Genomic DNA, 20,081 nt, shown 5'->3' with positions numbered 1-20,081 from the left:
CAGTTGGTAGAGCAACTGACTTGTAATCAGTAGGTCCACAGTTCGAATCCGTGTGTCGGCACCATCATTAAACCTCATGAATATTTGATTTATGGGGTTTTTTGTTGCCTGTAGGTTTTGAAATACTTAAAGATTTATAATTATTACCAGAAAATTGAGTGCAGACCTATTGATCCACACCCTTCAAATTATTTTTCATATTTCTCTAATTCAATAACCATTTCATTTGCTGCGACTAGAGTTTTATAGCAAAACATATTAATAATATTTTCAAGAATATTTTTTCGATAAAAAGCTGTTGTCTAAAAATATGTTTTTTTAATTTGATAAATACTTATTATAAACTTAAGCTTCAAAATAAATTTCTAAAACACATTTTCTCTTTTAAAAGTAAAACAGGATGCTGCTAATTTATTAAAAAATATAAGATTAAAATAAGAAATATTAAAAAGATATGATTATAATGCGCCCCCAAATAAGGTCATATGAATAAGACCTATTTTATAAACTTTAATTCATTAAGATACCAATACGGAAAAGTATGAAACTTCGTTTTATTTTACCTGCTTTATTTCTAACTTTGCCTTTAACAACCCACGCTCAAGACACTACATCTCAAGCTCAAATGCAAACTACTGCCAACCCACCCATTTGCTTAATTGAGGGTACTCCTTCAGCAGAGCACTATAAATCTATTAAACGTATTAAAGCCGCGAAAGGAACCTATGGTGGTTTTGAAGAAGTAAAACCTAAATTAGCGATCGTTGCTCGTAAATACGGTGCAGATGTGGTGATTAATTATCATCAAAGCCAAAGATTTGGTTTCTGGCCGTGGCGTATTGTACGTCCAGTACTTACAGGAACTGCCGTGAAATGGAATACACCTTTTAACTGTGCTGCCTTAGGCGGTAAAGAAATTCGTTAATAAGAAATGAAAAAAGCCCAACATCCTGTTGGGCTTTTTTCGTATTTCGTTACTAGGTACACTTCCTGTAATACCTCACGTCCTGATGCTTAAACTTATTATTGTTGTTTTACGTTTCGGAACTTCCTGTTCCTGATGAGTTCATCATAGGCAATTCGTGAGGTCATAAAAAGACGCCAATTTCCCGAATGTATGTAAGAAAAAGCGTACATAGTGCTTTTAAATTTAAAACTTGATTTGCCTATATTTGAAAATAAAAAACGAAAATATGAATTTATGAAGAAGTTCAGTTCGTCAATTAAATAAGAAGACGATATAATGAGATTATTACTTTATTTCTAAAATAAATTTAAAAACAACAAGGAACTGAGATGTTTACTTTGCCATCAAATATTTTTCAGCCCTTAGCGCTCATACTCGCCTGCCTTATTTTCATTGTAAGTAAAATGCCGCAGCTAAAATATAGAAAAACTATATTATTTCTAGCTATTGGCAGCCTTACTTTAATGATTATTTTAGGAATATTTGGCTTTTTTAATTAAGCTTTATTTCTTGCTCTTCTCTATCATTTTTTCAAAGTGTTTAAGGTTTGGGTTCAACGTATCCCAAGGGTAGGCGTGGCTCACAAACACCTCTGCTCTAGGCTGATAGAGACTCGGGTCATCAAGCGTACCTGCACGTATTGAAATCATTTCAGGGGCAATTTCAGGTAAGCCAAAAAGCTGAGAACCACAAGTCGGACAAAATGCTCTTTTAATAGGTCGGCCAGAAGATCCTAAAGTCTCAAAATATTTCAGCTCACCACTTACTTTCAATTCAGATTGGTGAAAAAAAGCGATTGGTGCATATGCTGAACCTGTTGCCTTCTGACAATCTCGACAATGGCAATTAAAGCTATAACGTGGCTCCGCTTCGCTTTGATAACTCACAGCTCCACATAAACACGATCCTTGATATTTAGCTGACATGGCTCATCCTATTTTTTTATTGCTGTGATTTGAATATAACGTACATATCCATTTTGGTAGAGTTGTTGGCATAACTTTGCAGTCATTTGAATTTTAAAATTTGCCAATCCTCGGCTTTGATTTTGTCCTTGCTGATTTTGAATATAGCGCGAAAAACCGAGTAATACAGGCTCGGATAAATCTTCAATTTGAATATCGGCAAAACCTTGTTGTTCCAAGGTTGTTCTTAATATTTTTTCAGTCGGTACAGCATCCCAAGCGACATTTGCTGCTTTAAGTAAATAACGATGCTTTTGTTCTTGTAACACGCTCATGTTTTGACATGAGTCAGCACGCATTAGGTAATGAAAACCTAATCGGCCTTTTGAATTTAAAACTGGCGTGACCGAATTTAGAAATGAATTTAAATTGCTGTGATAAGCTGAATCAATACATAACACAGCATCGAAATATTGTTTAAATTCAAATTGTTTTAAATTTAAAAATGAACCACAAAAAATCTGGCTTATTTCAGGAATAAGCTTTTGAATTTTATTAACACACTCTGGTTGTAAGTCAACTGCACTGAGGCTTTTGGGTTGATAGTGCTGTAGCCAGTGCAACAAACTTGCACCCTGTCCGCAGCCTAAATCTAAGAGATGATCTTTTGAATTTAAATTGACAGCTTGTGCCAAATGATCTGCCAATTGGCAACAAGCTTCACGGTAATTTTGGGTATTTTTCCAAAAACCCAAATTTGTCCAAGCAAGCTCTTCGTCATCTCCCAAACTTGATGCATCAATTGCATATTTATGGGGAATAAGTCGAGAAAGAGCCGCTCGGACTTTTATTTTCACAATTTTAGTAACCGAGCTCAGGAGCAACTTCAACCTGAGGTTTTAAACCTACAAATGGTAAAGGTGCACCTAAAATTTCAGCGATATGCATCGCGGAAGTAACTGCTGACTCTAAAATTGGTAAACCATCACATGACCATGAACCACAATAAAATACTTTACGGTTTAAGTCTAAATGGCGTTGTTGCAATTCTTTATTTAGAGCAATTGTTTGCGAGTCTACAACAGCACGCGTTAAAGTCACTTTTGAAATGATTTTTTTAGGGTCAATATCAGTCACTGGACGCCACGTCTGGAACACTGGATTTTTACCCACAAGTGATGGTTCAACTGCATTCATCCAAACTGTAAATTGCTGACGGGTAAACTTACGATCCATCATATAACTCAGCACTGACCAGTCTTTACGACGTGGCGGCATTACTGTTGCATCTGTATGAATCACAAGATCGCCTTGCTCAAAACGGAATTGCTTAAGCAAATTCATATCTTCAGCAAATTGTTCAGGATTTAAAAACTCATCAATTTTAGACGTTGGCGTTGCAACAATCACTCGATCAAATAAGTTCTTTTCACCTTGGCTGTTTTCAACCAGTACTTTTTCGCCTTGTAATTCAACGTTCTTAATCGCTGATCCGCTATGAATGTCGATATCTTTAATTAAGCTATCTACAAATGCAGGTGTACCACCTTTCATACGTAAAAGCATATCGCCATCAGTTAAGTGACGTAAAAACTCAAGTAAGTTTTTTGCAGGCCAGTCGCCAATTGTTTTTGGATTACACGTACAAATTGTATAGAGCACCGGCATTACAACCCCATGCCAGAATACTTCTTCTATATCGTTCTGATTAATAAATTCAGCGAGGGTAATATCTTGATTTTTAGATTTGAAAAACTGATGAATTGCAGTTTTTAATTGCAACATTCCTTTCACAAGACGCCAGCCATATTGCTGGATGCCTTTACGGTTATTGATAATTGGAAAATTACCAATACGACTACGAGATGTCGTTAACCATGTTTCCGTACGATCTTCGAATAACCAGCTACATGACATATAAGTACGAACTGGGAAAGTTTTAATGCCTAAATGAGCAGCAAGGCTGAGTGTATTCTTCCACAGATGTGGATTCATCACACGTAGCGGTGCATCAATAATTCCACCATCGAATTCAATGCTATGGCTATCCATTCCCCGGCCAGGAAGTGCTTCAAATATCGTGATCGTATGCCCTGCATCTTTCAGAATTCTTGCTGCCGCAAGACCTGCCATTCCACTGCCAATAATTGCGATATTCAAAATGATGTCCCATTTTTCGAGAATTTTTTTGATTATCACTCATACCCTAAAAAAACACCGTATTAAAAACTACCAGATTTTTATTTTTTGCATCAATTTATATAGAAAATATTTAACTAATGGACAGGCTGGCTTTGTATATTTTTTTACAAAAATATACAGTCATATAAAAACTGATATTTTTTATAAATTTAAAAAAAATCTTTTAAATAAAATAAGATAATTTAACTATATTTATATCATATGTTTTACAACTATCTTTTTTTGAGATATCATAGAGCCACAATAATGAGAACCAAATCACATAAAACAATGCCGCAACAACAATTAAAACCATCATAAAAACAGAATCTTTACAGCGAAAAAGCCCGCTATTCACACTTGATAGCGGGCTTTTTATTACTTTGTTTTAATAGCTGATTAAGCGCAATTAAACAATTTATCCTTCTTGCATAATTGAACCGAATTTTCCACGATTAAAATCATTAATCGCTTCCATAATCTCGGCTTTGGTATTCATTACGAATGGACCATAACCTTCGATTGGTTCGTTAAGTGGTTGACCAGTCAACACTAAGAATTTAGTGTCTTCTTCTGCATTTAAGCTAAACTCAACACCCTCACGAGACAAGATCGCAACGGTTTTACCTTCAAGACGATTTGCATCATTGACCACAACCGCGCCATCTAATATCACAACAAGCGTGGTGTGACCTTCAGGTACATAGAGGGTATGTGTTTGGCCTTTAGCCAATTTACCATCCCATACATTTAATGGGCTAAATGTCGTTGCTGCACCTTTTGCATCTGCATATTCACCAGCAATCACACGTAAATGGCTACCATGCTCGTCTAACGCAATGTCTGGAATCTCTTTCGCTTCAATTGCTTGGTATTTTCCAGGCGTCATTTTTGAATGAGCAGGTAAATTTACCCATAATTGCACCATTTCAAAAAGACCACCATGCTCTGCAAATTCAGGAGAATGGAACTCTTCATGCAACACGCCTGCACCCGCAGTCATCCATTGCACATCACCAGTTTTAATGGTTCCGCCGCCGCCACTTGAGTCTTTATGAGTCACTTCACCTTGATAGGCGATGGTCACTGTTTCAAAGCCACGGTGTGGATGCGAGCCTACACCTTGCTGTTCAGTCGTTGGCGAGAAGGTATAAGGCGCTGCATAATCGAGTAGCAAAAATGGGCTTAGGGTTTGGCCTAAACGGTCATAAGAGAATAGGTTATATACAGGGAAACCATCACCCACCCAATGCATGTGGTTATTTTGATATGCACCAAGAAATTTCTTCATCTGATCTCTCCTATATATGTAGGATTTTCTTGAACTGAGATTGATTTTACGCCTCAATAATTGCAGTTTATAGATCAGGATTAGCAACACATTATTTCATCTATGAGACAATCATAAAGTTTGAGGTACTCTTTTTAAGATCGTCCTATTTTTAAAATTCTTAATCCTATTTTTTAGACTTAATCACGACAACAAACTCATCTAGCATAATTTTAGGCACTGATGACCTACTTAATAATTTTTGATTATTTATTTTGATAACACGAGGATATAAAAATGGCTCAAGATTACGTACGTTTAGATAAGGATAATGCTGCGGTTCTTTTAGTTGACCACCAAGCAGGTTTACTTTCTTTAGTTCGAGATATCGATCCGGATAAATTTAAAAACAATGTACTTGCTGTTGCAAATGCAGCAAAATATTTCAACCTTCCAACGATTTTGACAACCAGTTTTGAAACTGGTCCAAACGGTCCTTTAGTTCCTGAGTTAAAAGAAATTCACCCAGATGCTCCTTTTATTCCTCGTCCAGGCCAAATCAACGCGTGGGACAATGAAGACTTCGTAAAAGCAGTCAAAGCAACAGGAAAAAAACAATTGATTATTGCTGGTGTGGTAACTGAGGTTTGTGTGGCATTCCCAGCTTTATCTGCACTCGCTGAAGGTTTTGAAGTGTTTGTGATTACCGATGCTTCTGGTACTTTCAATGAATTAACCCGTGATGCTGCTTGGGACCGTATGTCTAAAGCTGGCGCACAGCTTATGACTTGGTTCGGTATGGCTTGTGAGTTACACCGTGACTGGCGTAATGATATTGAAGGTCTAGGTGCACTCTTCTCAAATCACATTCCTGACTACCGCAACCTGATTTCAAGCTACAATCACAACACTAGCCAAAAATAATTTCTATGGCCAAGATTAGAGTGCTTAAGCGCTCTAATCTTAAATTTAAATAGGTTGATCTGACATTGATAAGTTCTTTTGATGATTTTTATTATTTCTATTTGGTCGTAAAACACGGCGGCTTTAGTGCGGCCAGTGATGCTGAAAATATTAGTAAATCTAAGCTCAGCCGACGCATTATTGACCTTGAAAATAAATTTAACGTTAGCCTCATTCAAAGAACAACCCGCCATTTTAAAGTGACCGATTTAGGCCAAGAGTTCTATGAAGAATGCTGCAAAGTTATAGCTCAAGTTGAATGTGCAGAAAACGTTTTGTTAAAGCAAAAAAGTGAACCTCAAGGGTTAGTGAAAGTAAGCTGCCCACCTTTAATGATGCATTTTCAGATTAGAAAAATTTTAAATCAGTTTTTAAAAATCTACCCAAAAGTTGAGATTGCTCTTGAGCTGACGAGCCGTCGAGTTGATATTTTGCATGATGACATCGATCTCGCGATTCGGACCAATTTTGAACCCAATGAAGATTCAAATTTAATTGTTCGTGATGTGATTAAAACAGATCACTGTCTGGTGGCTTCGCCTGAATTACTGCAAGGTCGCATCATTGAACATTATTCTGAATTACAGGACTTTCCGAGTATTAGCTTAGGTACTCAAAAGCAAAATCCTATTTGGCATTTATGCAATATTCGAAATGGTGAATCAGTTGATGTACCTTATCAACCACGAATCAAAAGTAATGACTTAGCAGGGGTCTACTATGCAGTGATGGATGGCTTAGGCATTGCCGACCTTCCCTTTTTAACTGTTGAATCGGAAATTCGTAAAGGCACACTTATTCATATTCTTCCTGACTGGAAATCGAATATCGGCATGCTACAACTGGTTTATGTGTCTAGAAAAGGTCAACGCCTTGTGGTCGAAAAACTCATTGAAACGCTGATTGAAGAACTCAGACGTTTACCCGAAAGCCATGAAGGATATCTGCCAACTTAAATAAAAAACCAGTCATGAATGGGCATGACCGGTTTTTGTGAGACATCACATACAGCATAACTGCATGTTTTCGTTCAGAACAAAACGAATTCGCTTTGTTCCTTACTCAGATAAGTCTACGCATAGGTATTTCATTTCAACATATTCTTCAATGCCGAATTTTGAACCTTCACGACCTAGACCTGACTGTTTTACACCACCAAACGGAGCAACTTCATTTGAAATCGCGCCCGTGTTAATGCCGACCATACCGTACTCAAGTGCTTCACCCACTCGCCATTGACGAGCTGTGCTTTGAGTAAATAAATAAGCAGCTAAACCAAACTCGGTATCGTTCGCCATTGCCACTGCTTCATCTTCAGTTTTAAAGCGGAATAGTGGTGCAAGTGGACCAAAAGTTTCTTCTTTAGACACTTTCATGTCTTGAGTTACGCCAGTTAAAACTGTTGGCTCAAAGAATGTACCGCCAAGTGCCGAACGCTGACCACCAATACGAACTGTTGCGCCTTTCTCAGTTGCATCTGCAATATGAGACTGAACTTTTGCAATCGCATCTTCATCAATTAAAGGTCCTTGAGTTGAACCTTCTTGACGTCCGTCACCAACTTTCAATTTAGACACGGCTTCAACCAAACGGTCTGCCAAAGCATCGTAAATACCATCTTGAACATAAATACGGTTCGCACAAACACAAGTCTGACCGCTGTTACGATATTTACTTGCCATGATGCCCTGAACTGCTTGTTCAAGATTGGCATCATCAAATACCACAACTGGTGCATTACCACCGAGTTCAAGTGAAAGCTTCTTAATGGTTGGCGCACATTGTTGCATCAAGATACGACCAACTTGGGTTGAACCTGTGAAGCTTAACTTACGAACAATATCGCTTTCGCATAGGGTTTTACCCACTTCAACCGCATCACCACTAATGTTAATTAAAACATCAGCTGGTAAGCCTGCCTGTAACGCTAATACTTCAAGTGCATACGCTGTTAACGGTGTTTGCTCGGCCGGTTTAACCAACATTGAACAACCGGCAGCAATGGCTGGACCTGCTTTACGCGTAATCATGGCAGCTGGAAAGTTCCACGGCGTAATTGCAGCAGTAACCCCAATCGCTTGTTTAATTACGAGCAAACGTTGGTTTGGCAATGTAGGTGTTAAGACTTCACCATCAACACGGCGGGCTTGCTCAGCAAACCAACGGATGAATGATGCTGCATAACCAATTTCACCACGTGCTTCTGCCAATGGTTTACCTTGCTCAGCTGTTAAGATTTGAGCCAGATTTTCTTTGTGCTCAAGCATGAGGTTGTACCATGCCAATAACACATCAGCACGAGCCAAGGCAGTTTGCTTTTTCCAAGCAGCCTGCGCTTTTGCTGAACGATTAATTGCGGCTTCAACCCCTGCACGGTCATAGGTTTTAACCCATGCCAAAGTTTCACCCGTAGCAGCATCATTTACCTCGATATAATCATTTGAAGCAGGTGCTTCTAATGAAATATCAGGATGTTTTAATAAATACTGCAAATTATTTTGAATCATGCAGATTGCTCCATTGCTTTTGCACTACCTGCTTTGAGTGTCGCAAAACCTTGTTTCAAGATATCAAGACCTTGACGGAATTGCTCAGCAGGAATGGTTAATGGATATAAGAAACGAATTACATTACCGTATTTACCACAAGTAAGAAGTAACAACCCGTTTTCCATTGCATAGTTTTGTACAACTTTTGCTTGTTCAGCTGTTTCAAGTTCTACTGCAACCATTGAACCTAATGCACGAATATCAGTTACGATGTCGCCTGTTGCTTGTTGAATATCTTTAAGTGCAACAACCAACTCTGCACCTAATTCATTTGCGCGGTCGCATAAGTTTTCTTCTTCAATCGCATCAATAACCGCGTGCGCAGCTGCAACCGCAATTGGGCTACCTGCGTAAGTACCGCCTAGACCACCTGGATTTGGTGCATCCATCACTTCTGCACGGCCAACAACACCTGAAATAGGGAAACCGCCACCCAAGCTTTTCGCCATGGTGATGAGGTCTGCTTTAGTCTCGTAATAGTTCATTGCGAACAATTTACCAGTACGGGCAAAACCTGATTGCACTTCGTCAGCTACAAGTAAAATGCCGTGCTTGTCGCAAATTGAACGTAAACGTTTTAAGAACTCAGCTGGCACAACATTGAAACCGCCCTCACCTTGTACTGGCTCAAGTACAATTGCTGCAACGTCATGTGGAGCAATATCTTCACTGAAAATATCTTCAACGCTTTCAATTGCTGCGTCTACTGAAATACCTTTAGCAGGCACAGGGTAACGTGCGTGGAACACACCCGCTGGCATCACACCGAAATCACGTTTGTAAGGTGCCGTTTTACCTGTCATTGCCATGGTCATAAATGAACGACCGTGGAAACCGTTACCAAAAGTGATAATGCCGTGACGACCTGTGTAACAACGAGCAATCTTCACAGCATTTTCAACAGCTTCTGCACCTGTTGTGAAAAAAGCTGACTTCGCAGGACCAGCAATTGGCGCACGCTCATTAATACGCTCAGCTAAAGCCACATAGCTTTCATAAGGTGTTACTTGATAGGCAGTGTGAGTAAATTTAGTAAGTTGTTCTGTCACCGCTGCAATGACTTTAGGGTGGCGATGGCCTGTATTTAAAACCGCGATACCACCAGCAAAGTCGATAAATTGGTTGCCTTCCTTGTCCCAAAGCGTCGCGTTTTCAGCTTTTTCTGCGTACCACTGGCACATCACGCCTACACCACGTGGAGTTGCTTGCTGTTTACGTGCGTTAAGTGCAGAATGTTGATTATCCATTTGATTCCCTCATATTTTCATCATCAGTTGCAGCTTTGGTTTTTTGCATCCTGTGCTTAATTTTCAGGGTGCTTTACAACGACTGCCTATGCATGTAATTTCGCTCGTCTGGCGGCAACTGACGAGAGCCATTTTTTAACTGTAGGAGAGAGCCAATTGCGTAGTTTACTTGGAGATCATTTATTACAACGGCTCCAACAGGACACCGAAGGTAAACTACATCAACGCCTTTTCCGTTGTCTGCGTGGTGCCATTATTGATGGCGTCGTTCAGCCTAAAACTCGCTTGCCCGCTTCACGTGACTTAGCTAGTGAAATTCATGTTTCGAGAAATACTGTGCTCACTGCCTACGAACAGCTACAAGCTGAAGGCTATTTAGAGGCTCGTACAGGTCATGGCACATGGGTTGCCGAGAAACTACCAGAGAGTTTTTTAAATACACAAAATAAGAAGAAAGCAGTTTCAAGTCCGAAAGTTCAAAACTCTTATGCGCTCTCAAATCGTGGCTCAAACCTATTAGGCTATGCAGCAGCGTCGCCACACCAATGGGGAGCTTTTGTGCCAGGAGCGCCCGATGTTACCGAGTTTCCACATCATATTTTTAGTCGCATTCAGGCCCGTTTAAGCCGAGAGCCTGACATTAACCGTTTAATTTACAGTAATGCGGGTGGCTGTATTGAGCTTCGAAGTGCGTTGGCAGATTACTTACGCGTTGCACGTTCAGTTCAGTGTGATGCTGACCAGATTATTATTACCGAAGGTATTCACCAAGCGATTGACTTAGTTTCGCGTGCGCTTAGTGATATTGGTGATCGCGTCTGGATTGAAGATCCGGGGTATTGGGGAATGCGCAACACTTTACGTATTAATGGCGTAGACATTCAACCCATGCCAATCGATGCCGAAGGCATTATTCCCGAAGAAAATCCAGTTAAACCACCCAAATTAATTTTTGTCACGCCATCACACCAATATCCACTGGGTTCACATTTAAGCCTAGATCGTCGACGCAAACTGATTGAGATTGCCCGCCAGCATAATAGCTGGATTGTAGAAGATGATTACGACAGTGAGTTTCGTTTCTCAGGCCAACCGTATCCGTCTTTACAAGGCTTAGAAAATGATGCACCTGTGCTGTACATGGGCACGTTTAGTAAAACCATTTATCCATCTTTAAGAATTGGGTATCTAGTGGTGCCTAAACCACTCTTTTCACCCCTACGTATTGTGGCAGCTGAACTGTATCGTGGTGGACATTTGCTTGAGCAAAAGGCGCTAGCAGAATTTATTCGTGAAGGTCATTACGAAGCGCATATTCGTCGTATGCGTTTACTTTATGGAAAGAGACGCGATTATTTAGTCAGTCTGATTAAACGCTATCTTGGCCCCGAATTTATTCATGAATATGACGAAGCAGCAGGATTACACTTGATTTTAAAACTGCCAAACTCTTGCGATGATGTCGCGATTGCAACAACCGCACTTGAACGTGGTGTCAAAGTTCGACCACTTTCACAGTACTACATGCAATCGCATGCTCACGCAGAGCGCGGACTACTGATGGGCTTTGCCTGTGTAAATGAAAAAGACATGGTAATGGCTTTCGGCGTGTTGCTCCAGTGCTTACGTGAAGCAGGCGTACCTACGCTGAATTAACTGTTTTCTGTCCTAAATAAGAAAAGAGCCTCATTGTGAGGCTCTTTTTTATTTAAAAATTTAAACTAACTTTTCTTCATGGCTATGAGTTAAATGAGTCGCTCTACGCTCTTTACCCCAACCCAATTTTTCAGACAACAATCCAAAGAACACAATAATGCCGAACAATGCGGTGGTGTAAATCACTTCTTTAAAATATGTGCCTTCAATCAACATAGTCAGAATTGCACCAATAATTGCAAAGATCACCACGTAAGTTAGATAAGGGAACATCCACATTTTAAAGTCAATTTTCACGCCTTCAGCTTCCAACTTTTTACGCATACGAAGCTGAGAATAAGCAATGGTCAGGTATACATACAGTGTTGCTGCACCCGTCGTTAGCATGAAAAAGTCGTAAACATCCATACTCTTAGTTGCAGTTAAAACCACCGCAATCACAGAGAAGAAACATGACACAATCACACCGACCCACGGACTGCTTTTACTGTTTACAGACCCAAAACTTTTCGGTGCATCGCCACGTTTAGCTAAAGAGAACAACATACGTGAACACGTATAAAGTGCTGAGTTAAAGCAACTACATACCGAGGTGAGAACTACAAAATTTACGATATGGCGTGCACCCGGAATACCAAGAGCAGACAGAGTCACGCTATAAGTTCCCCAAGTTGAATCTTTCAAAAGTTCATTGTTATGAGGGATCAAACATACCGCAACGAACATTGAGCCGACATAGAATAAAATAATTCGCCAAACCACCGAATTTGATGCTTTACGAATTTCTTTAGATGGATTTGCCGATTCTGCTGCCGCTACAGTGACAATTTCAGCGCCAATATAAGCAAACATGACTCCAAGCAAAGCGGTAATAACGGATGAACCACCATTAGGCATAAAGCCTTGAGAGGTTAGATTACTAATACCAGAAGCAGCCGGATTGCCCCAAGGCCACAAATGCATGATGGCTAAACTACCAATCACTAAGAAGATTACAATCGCGATGACTTTGATGAGTGCAAACCAGAACTCAAACTCGCCATAGTTTTTCACGTTTTGTAAATTGACTGCGACTAAGGCACCAATCACAACAACCATATAGGCCCAGATCGGTATAAATGGGAACCAATTATTTAAAATTTTACCCGCTACATAGGCTTCCCAGCCCATGAGCATTGCGAGCGTACACCAATACAACCAGCCAATTGAGAAACCTGCCCAACGGCCAATCGCACGATCAGCATATGTTGAAAAAGAGCCACTATCAGGGTTTAAAACGGCCATCTCGCCTAACATACGCATGATGAACCAAACGAGTAAACCACCTAAAGCGTAAGTTAGAAAAACTACAGGTCCCGTATTGTAAATAATACTGCCCGAGCCTACGAATAAAGAGCCACCAATTACCCCTGCAATCGAGATCATCGTTAAGTGGCGTGATTTGAGTCCATGTTTTAAACTTTGGGAGTGATTGGCTTCAGAACCATTTTGATGAGCTGCCATATCATTTTCCTTAATATATGGAGGATATCGGCTAGTCTCGGAAAACCTCCGAAGCCAAAAAATATCCCCTAAAAATTTAGCCGTTCTGCCCAATTCCTAAAACAGAAAAATCACTGAGCTTATCCGGCGCTTCCGTATGCATACTTCCAATGGCTTTAATTTGTCGTTTCGGCAGTCAAGAAACGAGAGCCATTTTTGGAATAAAAGAGAGAGCCAATTGCAAAATTTATACGCAAAATTGGCTCTTTTTGTCTGAAATGCTGATAAATAGTTTTAAGTTTTTATTCTGAAAATAATTAAGTTTTACTTTAATAAGATTGGAATTCTTTAGTTTTGTTCAGAGATTAATAACGCTTTTGTACCTGTTTCCAAGGCTCTAAAGATATGTTTCTGGTCGGCAGGGTAACAAATATAGTCTCCGACACCGAGTTCAACAGCTTCACCAACTAAGCCTACTAAAGCTTTACCTTCGACCACAATAATGTGCTCCACAGAACCAACAGGATGAGGTTCAGAAAGACGGTCTTCACCCGGCTCAACAATCAATAAATACACATCACGGCGTGCATGCGGTGGACAAGTCGCTAGCAAAATTGCTTTGTAATTAGCAATCTCTGAGCTCACTGTTGGACCATCGCCACAGCGAATGACTTGTACCTGATTGCTCGGCTCTTCCATCAAACGTGCAAATGGAATATTTAATGCCACACAAAGTGCCCATAAGGTTTCAATGCTTGGGTTCCCTTGCCCTGCTTCTAATTGAGAAAGTGTAGACTTTGCAACGCCTGCACGACGGGCAACCTCTGCCAAAGAAAGCCCTGCTCTTTGACGTTCACGATTTAAACCTTTGGCAATAATTTCAATTGGCTGAGACATTCACCACATCCGTTCTATAAAAAAAACGATCGTTCGTTTTGACAAAAAAATCAGACTTATTCATTATAATGGAAAATCGTTCGTTATATCATGCTATGTCCACATACGCTCTCATTAAGAAACTTAGTAAAGACACCACCCGCTCAATTTTCTTTGTGTGTCTAGCAACCAGTGTTGTTGGTATGTCTTTAGGTTCACTCGCCGCAAGCTATGGCTTAGCGCTCTGGATCCCGCTCTGCCTATCTGTATTTGTGCTCGCAGGAACTGCTGAATTTATTTTTATTGGCTTCTTGGCTGTAGGTGGTAGCCCAATTGCTGCTGCGATTGCAGGACTACTCGTTAATTTAAGACATTTGCCTTTTGGGATTGCGGTCAATGAATTAATCAGAGGTAAATTCTCTCAATATTTCGGTGCTCATATCATGAACGATGAAAGCGTTTTGTTTGGTATGGCACAGCCCGATTTCGAGACAAAAAAAGCCGCTTACTGGCTATGTGGTATAGGCATCATGCTGACTTGGCCACTTGGTGTCACTGCGGGTTATTTTATTGGAAGCGCTATTCCAGACCCAAAAACATTTGGCTTAGATGCCATTTTCCCTGCCATTTTAATTGCACTTACTTTTAATGCTTTAAAAAACAAATTTACCCGAAAAGCGGCATTTGCCGGATCAACTTTGGCACTGATTACTACACCTTTTTTGGCCTCAGGACTTCCAATTCTGATTTCACTTTTTGGCTTAATATGGGGTAGAAAAAAATGAATCAACAATTACTCATTATTTTGGGAATAGGCTTGCTAGCACTTGGAACATATGGGATTCGTTTTGCTGGTTTTCACTTAGGCGCCAAGTTTACTTTTTCTGAAAAATACCAAGTTTTACTGTCAAACGGCGCAACTGTTTTACTCTGTGCGATTGCAGTCACGACGACATTTTTTGAAGGCCAAGATTTCGCAGGTTTCGCACGTATATTCGGCGTTGGGCTAGCACTTCTCTTGGTTTGGAAAAAAGTACCGCTTTTATTGGTAATTTGCTTAGCAGCGGCTGGCACGGCTCTGATACGTTTGCTCGGAATTGAGTAATAAAAAAGGCGAGATAAACTCGCCTTTTTTTAAACTTTTGATTAGAACAGAAGTCCATATATAAAATAGAGTAAGGTTAGAAACATTTTTAAGTTATATAACTACTTATAAAACATATTTAAATTAATATTTTTTGGAAAGCATAAACTACTATAATTTAGGTTTACGTAAACGTAACCACTCGAAAGAATCGAACCCAACTCTTGAAATACTACCAGATACTGCATTTACAATTTCTTGAGTAATTGCTTGTTTAAATTCACCACACCACTCAAATTTTTCACTATTTGTGGATTCAAATACAAACTTGCCATGCTCTCTTTTTGCCCGGATCATTTTATTATCAGGGATAAATTTCATTAAACATACTTCTTTTGAGACTGGTTTAAATTTAACTTTCTCATATTGATTTCTATCTTTACGAACTACATGTGAAAATTGTATTCCTCCAATATCTGCAGTTTTCAAAAATAAAAAGCTAGTGGCACAAGTTAAACGTACGCTATCACATATTGGTTGAATACATACAAAATATGTCTCATCTTTTTTGATAATAGTTCCCTGTTTTAAAACAGGAATCACTTCGTTAAGATTTAAAATATCTCGTCTTAAACACTCAATAGCACTTAATTCTAAATGAGCTGCCTCACTTGGACTACTTAATTGGAATTGAATAAATTGTCCTTTAAATTTATTTATACCACCAGGATATTTAGGCAGTTCATCTAACACATCTATTAATTCATTTTCATCAATTACTGTTAGAAATTTTTCCATTCGCTCATTATTACAACTAAACGTTGGCCGTTCAGATACATTAAATGAATGGATCGCCTGATTATCTGGATTGATATGGTGCGGCCATTTTTTTAAACATTCACGACTTAGAGATTCCTTAATAATCTTACTTATTTGTAAATTGCTTTTAATTTCTTCTGAAATTAGATCCACAGCATAATCAAAAGCGACATCATGTGAACTTTCTCTCATATCTTCAGAAGTGATAAGACTCAAAATATGTGATAAGTAAGCTGTATCTAATTTTTTGTTAAATTTATATAAATAATGATGTGTTTTATCACGAATTTCCGTAATCGCAGCTAATGTAGCATTAGAAAGTAAACCACATGTCATCTCAGCAAATTCTTGAATGGATGTATCAACCAACTGCTGTATATTTTCAGTTTTGTTAATAACCAAAATCTTACATAGTTTTAAATCTTCGCTTGGAAATATTATTGAAGTTTCATTTTCTCTTTCAGGATGGTATTGATTCAGTTCCTCAAGCAACTCATTCATTACGAGTGCTATATCAGCACTTGTATAAATTAATACTAAACGTAAGCGTCCATTACAACTAACATCATACTCTATCAGTTTACTTACGGAACCTTTTGCAATCTTTCCATAATTATCTGAATTATTCTCCATTTGCCAATCTAAAATTGTAATATCAGCCTTTTTTGATAAGTTGAATGTCGCAACTATTGTTTTTTCTTCACTATCAGCACCACTGAAAGTTTTTAATGCTGTACATAGAATAGATTTTTCAGCAAAACATTCAGATAACTCTTGATAATTTAATTCATTTTCATCATTTGTTTTTAAATTAGCTAATTGTATGACTTGATCTTGTTGGACTTCACCTATACCACTTTCATCTAAGGGTGGTACTATGAGCTCAAAAGATCCTTCTGCTGACTTATTTCGAACTTCACCAAATGTAATTTTGTCATCAACCGCAACCACAGTTTGGATAAATCTTTCAGCAATTGAACGAGAAATGTCAAAGAAATTTTGAGTCATAGCCCCTTGTACCTGAGTATTCATTTGATTATTCTCCCTCAACTTCAATTTGACTAATTTTAAAAACTGCACCAATTTCTGGATCAAATTCTTCTAATTGTAATTTAAATCCATCACGTTCTAATGTTTGTCTCGCAATATAAAGCCCCATTCCTCGTCCTCCTATCTTGCGAGAAAAACCGAATTCAAAAATATTTTCTCTATCTATAAGCGCTACACCTGGCCCTGTATCAGCGATAAATAGGTTTCCATTATATGCATGTAGCTTGATCGTCTTGTGTAATGATGAACCTTTACTTGCCCAATAAATTGAGTTATCAACCAAATTAACAATTGCAGGATAGATAGTGGAACTAAATGCTTGGATTTTAAAGTTCAGAAACTCATTAGTGAAAAGCATTTCTACTTTTTCTTTTTCTAACCTTTCTGTAAAAATCTCTTCTAAAAAAGAACGTAAAGCCACACCTGTAATGACAGATTTACGGCGAGTAAGTCTTCTAGAAAGTGGTGTAAATGTTCTCAAGTAACCATCTAAATGATCAAAACCAGTACGTATATGGTCATATATTTCTTGAAGCTTAGGATTCGCTTTAGCCCAAGGGGTTAAGTCTTTGATTCCTCTACGTACACGAAGAATATTATGATTAAACTCATGGTGAATCACACCAAAAGCCATACCAAGTTGTATCATCTCCAAATTCTCTTCTTGTTGTTCTTTCAAAACTTCATATTCTGTCTCTAAAATAGAAACTAATCTTGCCGAAGATAAGGTATTTTCTTCAGACTGCTCTCTACTTGCATTAATTTGAGTCTGAATATCTTTTAAACTATTCGATACTGTTTCAGATAAATCTTGAAATTGCTTTTCTACGGATGATTTAAGTTCAATTAATTCCGCATTTGATTTACTAGAAAAATCTACAGAAGCAACTTCAGTTTGTAGCTGCATTAGAGCCTTGAAACCATCCTCTTTATTAATTCTAATTTCTTTAGTTGCCCATTCTGTTAAATCTTTAATAGCTTTATGAGTTTCACTATAAAGTTGAGCTATATTTTGTTTATAAGACTCTTCTTGCTGAATTAGTGAATCTGTAATACGCCTTTTAAGATCAACTTTATTTCCATATTTATTTTCAAAATCAATAAAAAGAGTATTTAAATTGCTATTAAAATTTTCGAGCTCATTCTGAAAATCTTGCTTAATCAAATTATATTTATCAATAAGATTTGAGATCTCACGGGAAAACCCTAAGCCATCTGGAATTTTTATATCGAATTTTAGTTTCAGATCAGTAATAAAAATTAACTTATCTTTTTCCAAATTACTTATGTACGAATCATAGTCATACTGATCTTCATTAAATAAAATTAATTTATTTTCTATTTCATTTTTTTTATCTAAAAACAAATATTTAAAACTTTCATATTCTGAATTTTCAAAGAAAATATTTAGATCTTTAATAACTTGTTTTTTCTTTTCTTTTTTGAGCTTATTTCTTTTTTCTAAAGCTTCAAAATTTTTTGCATTTCTAATTCTTTCTAATTGGAAGATTTCAGCTAACTCCCCCGAATCAGTAAAATATTTTTTCGCCAAAAATTTAAAGAAATTCTCAATAATTGAACGAAATTGCTTATACGCCTTATTCTCAATAAATCCTTCTCGTCCTGCTTTTTCCTGTAAGGTGGAATTTTTCTCTCTAGTTAACTCAATATAACAAATCATATTTCGATTAGAAAAATACCATTCCGCTGCTCTAAGTGAACGTCTGAACTCTACATGAAAAACGTCAACTTCCGGTCCGCCATAAGGTAAGACTCGAATACCATCTCTATAAATGTATACACCACCAATTTTTCTAGCTTTCTCCCTTAAATAAGTATGTAATTCTGGTGATAATAGGCTCTCTTTCTTACTTCCTTGCACAGCACCCAATACTATTTTAAATGGACCACAACTAATCTTACTATTACCTATATTCTCCCACGGAACAAAAACTTCATCTAATAAATTATCAAAAATCTTTCCTTTTCCCTTAAATTGCCCTTGATCATTTATTTCACCAACAAAATAATGATCTGATAATTTTAAATCTTTTGGAGTAAAAAATTCTTGTTCGGCAATATGATCAATTGTGTCACCTGCTAAATTATGATCACGAAAACTGGTATAAATACATGGTTTTCTACTACTTTGAATTGTATTAGAAAATCCAAGTAAAACCTTTTTTAGTTTAGAAAGTTCTTTTTCATCATAATCATCAATTTCATTATTAATGATAGAATCAACAGGGGAAATTATAAAGTGTGTACCATATCCAGACTCAACAAGTTGTAGATAATCCCTTTTTTTTGAGATATCTTCACAATCATCTTGCTGATCTATTTTTTCATTTTTTTGTCTAACAAGTTTATTTTCATCATCTTGTTTATTTAAAGCTTTAGTCCAATACTCTGGATCATAATTAAAACTTTCTATTTCTTTACAGATTAAATCAATTTTAGATAAAGAAATTTTATGAGAAAGACTTTTTACATTAGTTAATGCTTTTTGTTTTAATAATTCGATATCATTTAATGTAAAGTTTTCACCATTTTTTTTTGTTTCAATTGGAATATCGATATCGGATAAATCTAAACCTGCTAAAGAGAAAAGACTCCAATTAATAAAACTTACTACTAAATTGCCTAACTCATCGCCGCGTTTAGAACGTGTCATCACTAAAACTTGCGGTCCAATCGCAGCAATTGCTAAACGTCCAATTCCCTTTTCTCCCATAACTGGACGTTTATCTTTAGTAATATCAACGGCTGGTTTTTCGATAGCATCTTCATCATCGAATTTACTATCCGTACCTATCGTTAGCCAACGTTCCTCAAACTCTTCACGAGTCATTCCCAAGCCGTTATCTCTTAATATCAGTAAATTCTTTTTTCTTATATAATCAACTTCTACATTATCCGCATAGGCATCGTGAGCATTTTTAAACAGCTCACTTAATGCTGTCGGAATACCAGCAATCTGCTGACGCCCTAACATATCTAAAGTACGTGCACGTGTCTTAATCTTTGCCATT

16 protein-coding genes are annotated in these 20,081 nt (G+C 37.8%); 6 read left to right on the top strand and 10 right to left on the bottom strand.

Annotated features, from left to right (window positions below; all coding sequences use genetic code 11):
* Positions 1 to 541: 541 nt before the first annotated feature.
* Positions 542 to 925, top strand: a complete 384-nt coding sequence (locus tag ODQ17_RS08560) for a hypothetical protein (RefSeq protein WP_322902936.1) — start codon at positions 542 to 544, stop codon at positions 923 to 925.
* Positions 926 to 1,470: 545 nt separating this feature from the next.
* On the opposite strand, the gene ODQ17_RS08555 is transcribed toward ODQ17_RS08560, so the two are convergent.
* The 4 genes from ODQ17_RS08555 to ODQ17_RS08540 form a co-directional block, all read right to left on the bottom strand.
* The gene (locus tag ODQ17_RS08555) at positions 1,471 to 1,893 is read right to left on the bottom strand and encodes a GFA family protein (protein WP_322902934.1); all 423 of its coding nucleotides are present in this window, start codon (positions 1,891 to 1,893) and stop codon (positions 1,471 to 1,473) included.
* An 8-nt stretch (positions 1,894 to 1,901) separates the two neighbouring features.
* Positions 1,902 to 2,729, bottom strand: a complete 828-nt coding sequence (locus ODQ17_RS08550) for an SAM-dependent methyltransferase (protein WP_322902932.1) — start codon at positions 2,727 to 2,729, stop codon at positions 1,902 to 1,904.
* A gap of 4 nt (positions 2,730 to 2,733) precedes the next feature.
* Entirely contained in the window at positions 2,734 to 4,032 is a 1,299-nt protein-coding gene (locus ODQ17_RS08545) for an FAD-dependent oxidoreductase (protein ID WP_043961653.1), read from the bottom strand.
* 439 nt (positions 4,033 to 4,471) lie between these two features.
* A complete protein-coding gene (locus tag ODQ17_RS08540; RefSeq protein ID WP_174745466.1) occupies positions 4,472 to 5,344 on the bottom strand; it encodes a pirin family protein in 873 nt (290 codons plus the stop codon).
* Positions 5,345 to 5,620: 276 nt separating this feature from the next.
* On the opposite strand from ODQ17_RS08540, the gene ycaC reads away from it, so the two are divergent.
* Positions 5,621 to 6,247, top strand: a complete 627-nt coding sequence (gene ycaC / locus ODQ17_RS08535) for an isochorismate family cysteine hydrolase YcaC (protein ID WP_192836192.1) — start codon at positions 5,621 to 5,623, stop codon at positions 6,245 to 6,247.
* 59 nt (positions 6,248 to 6,306) lie between these two features.
* Positions 6,307 to 7,242, top strand: a complete 936-nt coding sequence (locus ODQ17_RS08530; RefSeq protein ID WP_322902948.1) for a LysR substrate-binding domain-containing protein — start codon at positions 6,307 to 6,309, stop codon at positions 7,240 to 7,242.
* Between the two features lie 102 nt (positions 7,243 to 7,344).
* Here the strand turns inward: ODQ17_RS08530 and ODQ17_RS08525 are convergent, their stop codons facing one another.
* Together ODQ17_RS08525 and gabT are read right to left on the bottom strand one after the other, a co-directional pair.
* Positions 7,345 to 8,793 carry an NAD-dependent succinate-semialdehyde dehydrogenase gene (locus ODQ17_RS08525; RefSeq protein ID WP_151988731.1) on the bottom strand — a complete coding sequence of 483 codons (1,449 nt, stop codon included), beginning with the start codon at positions 8,791 to 8,793 and terminating at the stop codon, positions 7,345 to 7,347.
* The gene (gene gabT, locus ODQ17_RS08520; protein WP_199986819.1) at positions 8,790 to 10,082 is read right to left on the bottom strand and encodes a 4-aminobutyrate--2-oxoglutarate transaminase; all 1,293 of its coding nucleotides are present in this window, start codon (positions 10,080 to 10,082) and stop codon (positions 8,790 to 8,792) included. The genes ODQ17_RS08525 and gabT overlap by 4 nt, the downstream gene beginning before the upstream one ends.
* Positions 10,083 to 10,238: 156 nt before the next feature.
* Here gabT and pdxR point away from each other — a divergent pair, with 156 nt between their 5' ends.
* The gene (gene pdxR, locus ODQ17_RS08515; RefSeq protein ID WP_322902927.1) at positions 10,239 to 11,738 is read left to right on the top strand and encodes a MocR-like pyridoxine biosynthesis transcription factor PdxR; all 1,500 of its coding nucleotides are present in this window, start codon (positions 10,239 to 10,241) and stop codon (positions 11,736 to 11,738) included.
* 60 nt (positions 11,739 to 11,798) lie between these two features.
* Here pdxR and ODQ17_RS08510 read toward each other — a convergent pair whose 3' ends face one another.
* Both ODQ17_RS08510 and ODQ17_RS08505 read right to left on the bottom strand, forming a co-directional pair.
* A complete protein-coding gene (locus tag ODQ17_RS08510) occupies positions 11,799 to 13,241 on the bottom strand; it encodes an amino acid permease (RefSeq protein ID WP_174765308.1) in 1,443 nt (480 codons plus the stop codon).
* A 327-nt stretch (positions 13,242 to 13,568) separates the two neighbouring features.
* Positions 13,569 to 14,117, bottom strand: a complete 549-nt coding sequence (locus ODQ17_RS08505; RefSeq protein ID WP_322902925.1) for a helix-turn-helix domain-containing protein — start codon at positions 14,115 to 14,117, stop codon at positions 13,569 to 13,571.
* A gap of 68 nt (positions 14,118 to 14,185) precedes the next feature.
* On the opposite strand from ODQ17_RS08505, the gene ODQ17_RS08500 reads away from it, so the two are divergent.
* Both ODQ17_RS08500 and ODQ17_RS08495 read left to right on the top strand, forming a co-directional pair.
* Positions 14,186 to 14,881 (top strand): AzlC family ABC transporter permease, encoded by a 696-nt coding sequence (locus tag ODQ17_RS08500; RefSeq protein ID WP_322902924.1) that lies wholly within the window; start codon positions 14,186 to 14,188, stop codon positions 14,879 to 14,881.
* A complete protein-coding gene (locus ODQ17_RS08495; protein WP_004789977.1) occupies positions 14,878 to 15,201 on the top strand; it encodes an AzlD domain-containing protein in 324 nt (107 codons plus the stop codon). The genes ODQ17_RS08500 and ODQ17_RS08495 overlap by 4 nt, the downstream gene beginning before the upstream one ends.
* Positions 15,202 to 15,351: 150 nt before the next feature.
* On the opposite strand, the gene ODQ17_RS08490 is transcribed toward ODQ17_RS08495, so the two are convergent.
* Positions 15,352 to 17,031 carry a response regulator receiver domain gene (locus ODQ17_RS08490; RefSeq protein WP_322902921.1) on the bottom strand — a complete coding sequence of 560 codons (1,680 nt, stop codon included), beginning with the start codon at positions 17,029 to 17,031 and terminating at the stop codon, positions 15,352 to 15,354.
* A 4-nt stretch (positions 17,032 to 17,035) separates the two neighbouring features.
* Complete coding sequence (locus ODQ17_RS08485) at positions 17,036 to 20,080, bottom strand: ATP-binding protein (RefSeq protein WP_322902919.1); 3,045 nt, start codon at positions 20,078 to 20,080, stop codon at positions 17,036 to 17,038.
* Between the last annotated feature and the right edge of the window lies 1 nt (position 20,081).

It is taken from the genome of Acinetobacter sp. IRS14, assembly GCF_034650275.1.
Taxonomy (GTDB): domain Bacteria; phylum Pseudomonadota; class Gammaproteobacteria; order Pseudomonadales; family Moraxellaceae; genus Acinetobacter; species Acinetobacter oleivorans.
The sequence above is the reverse complement of the archived record's forward strand: the minus strand, read 5'-3'. Positions and strand labels throughout refer to the sequence as shown.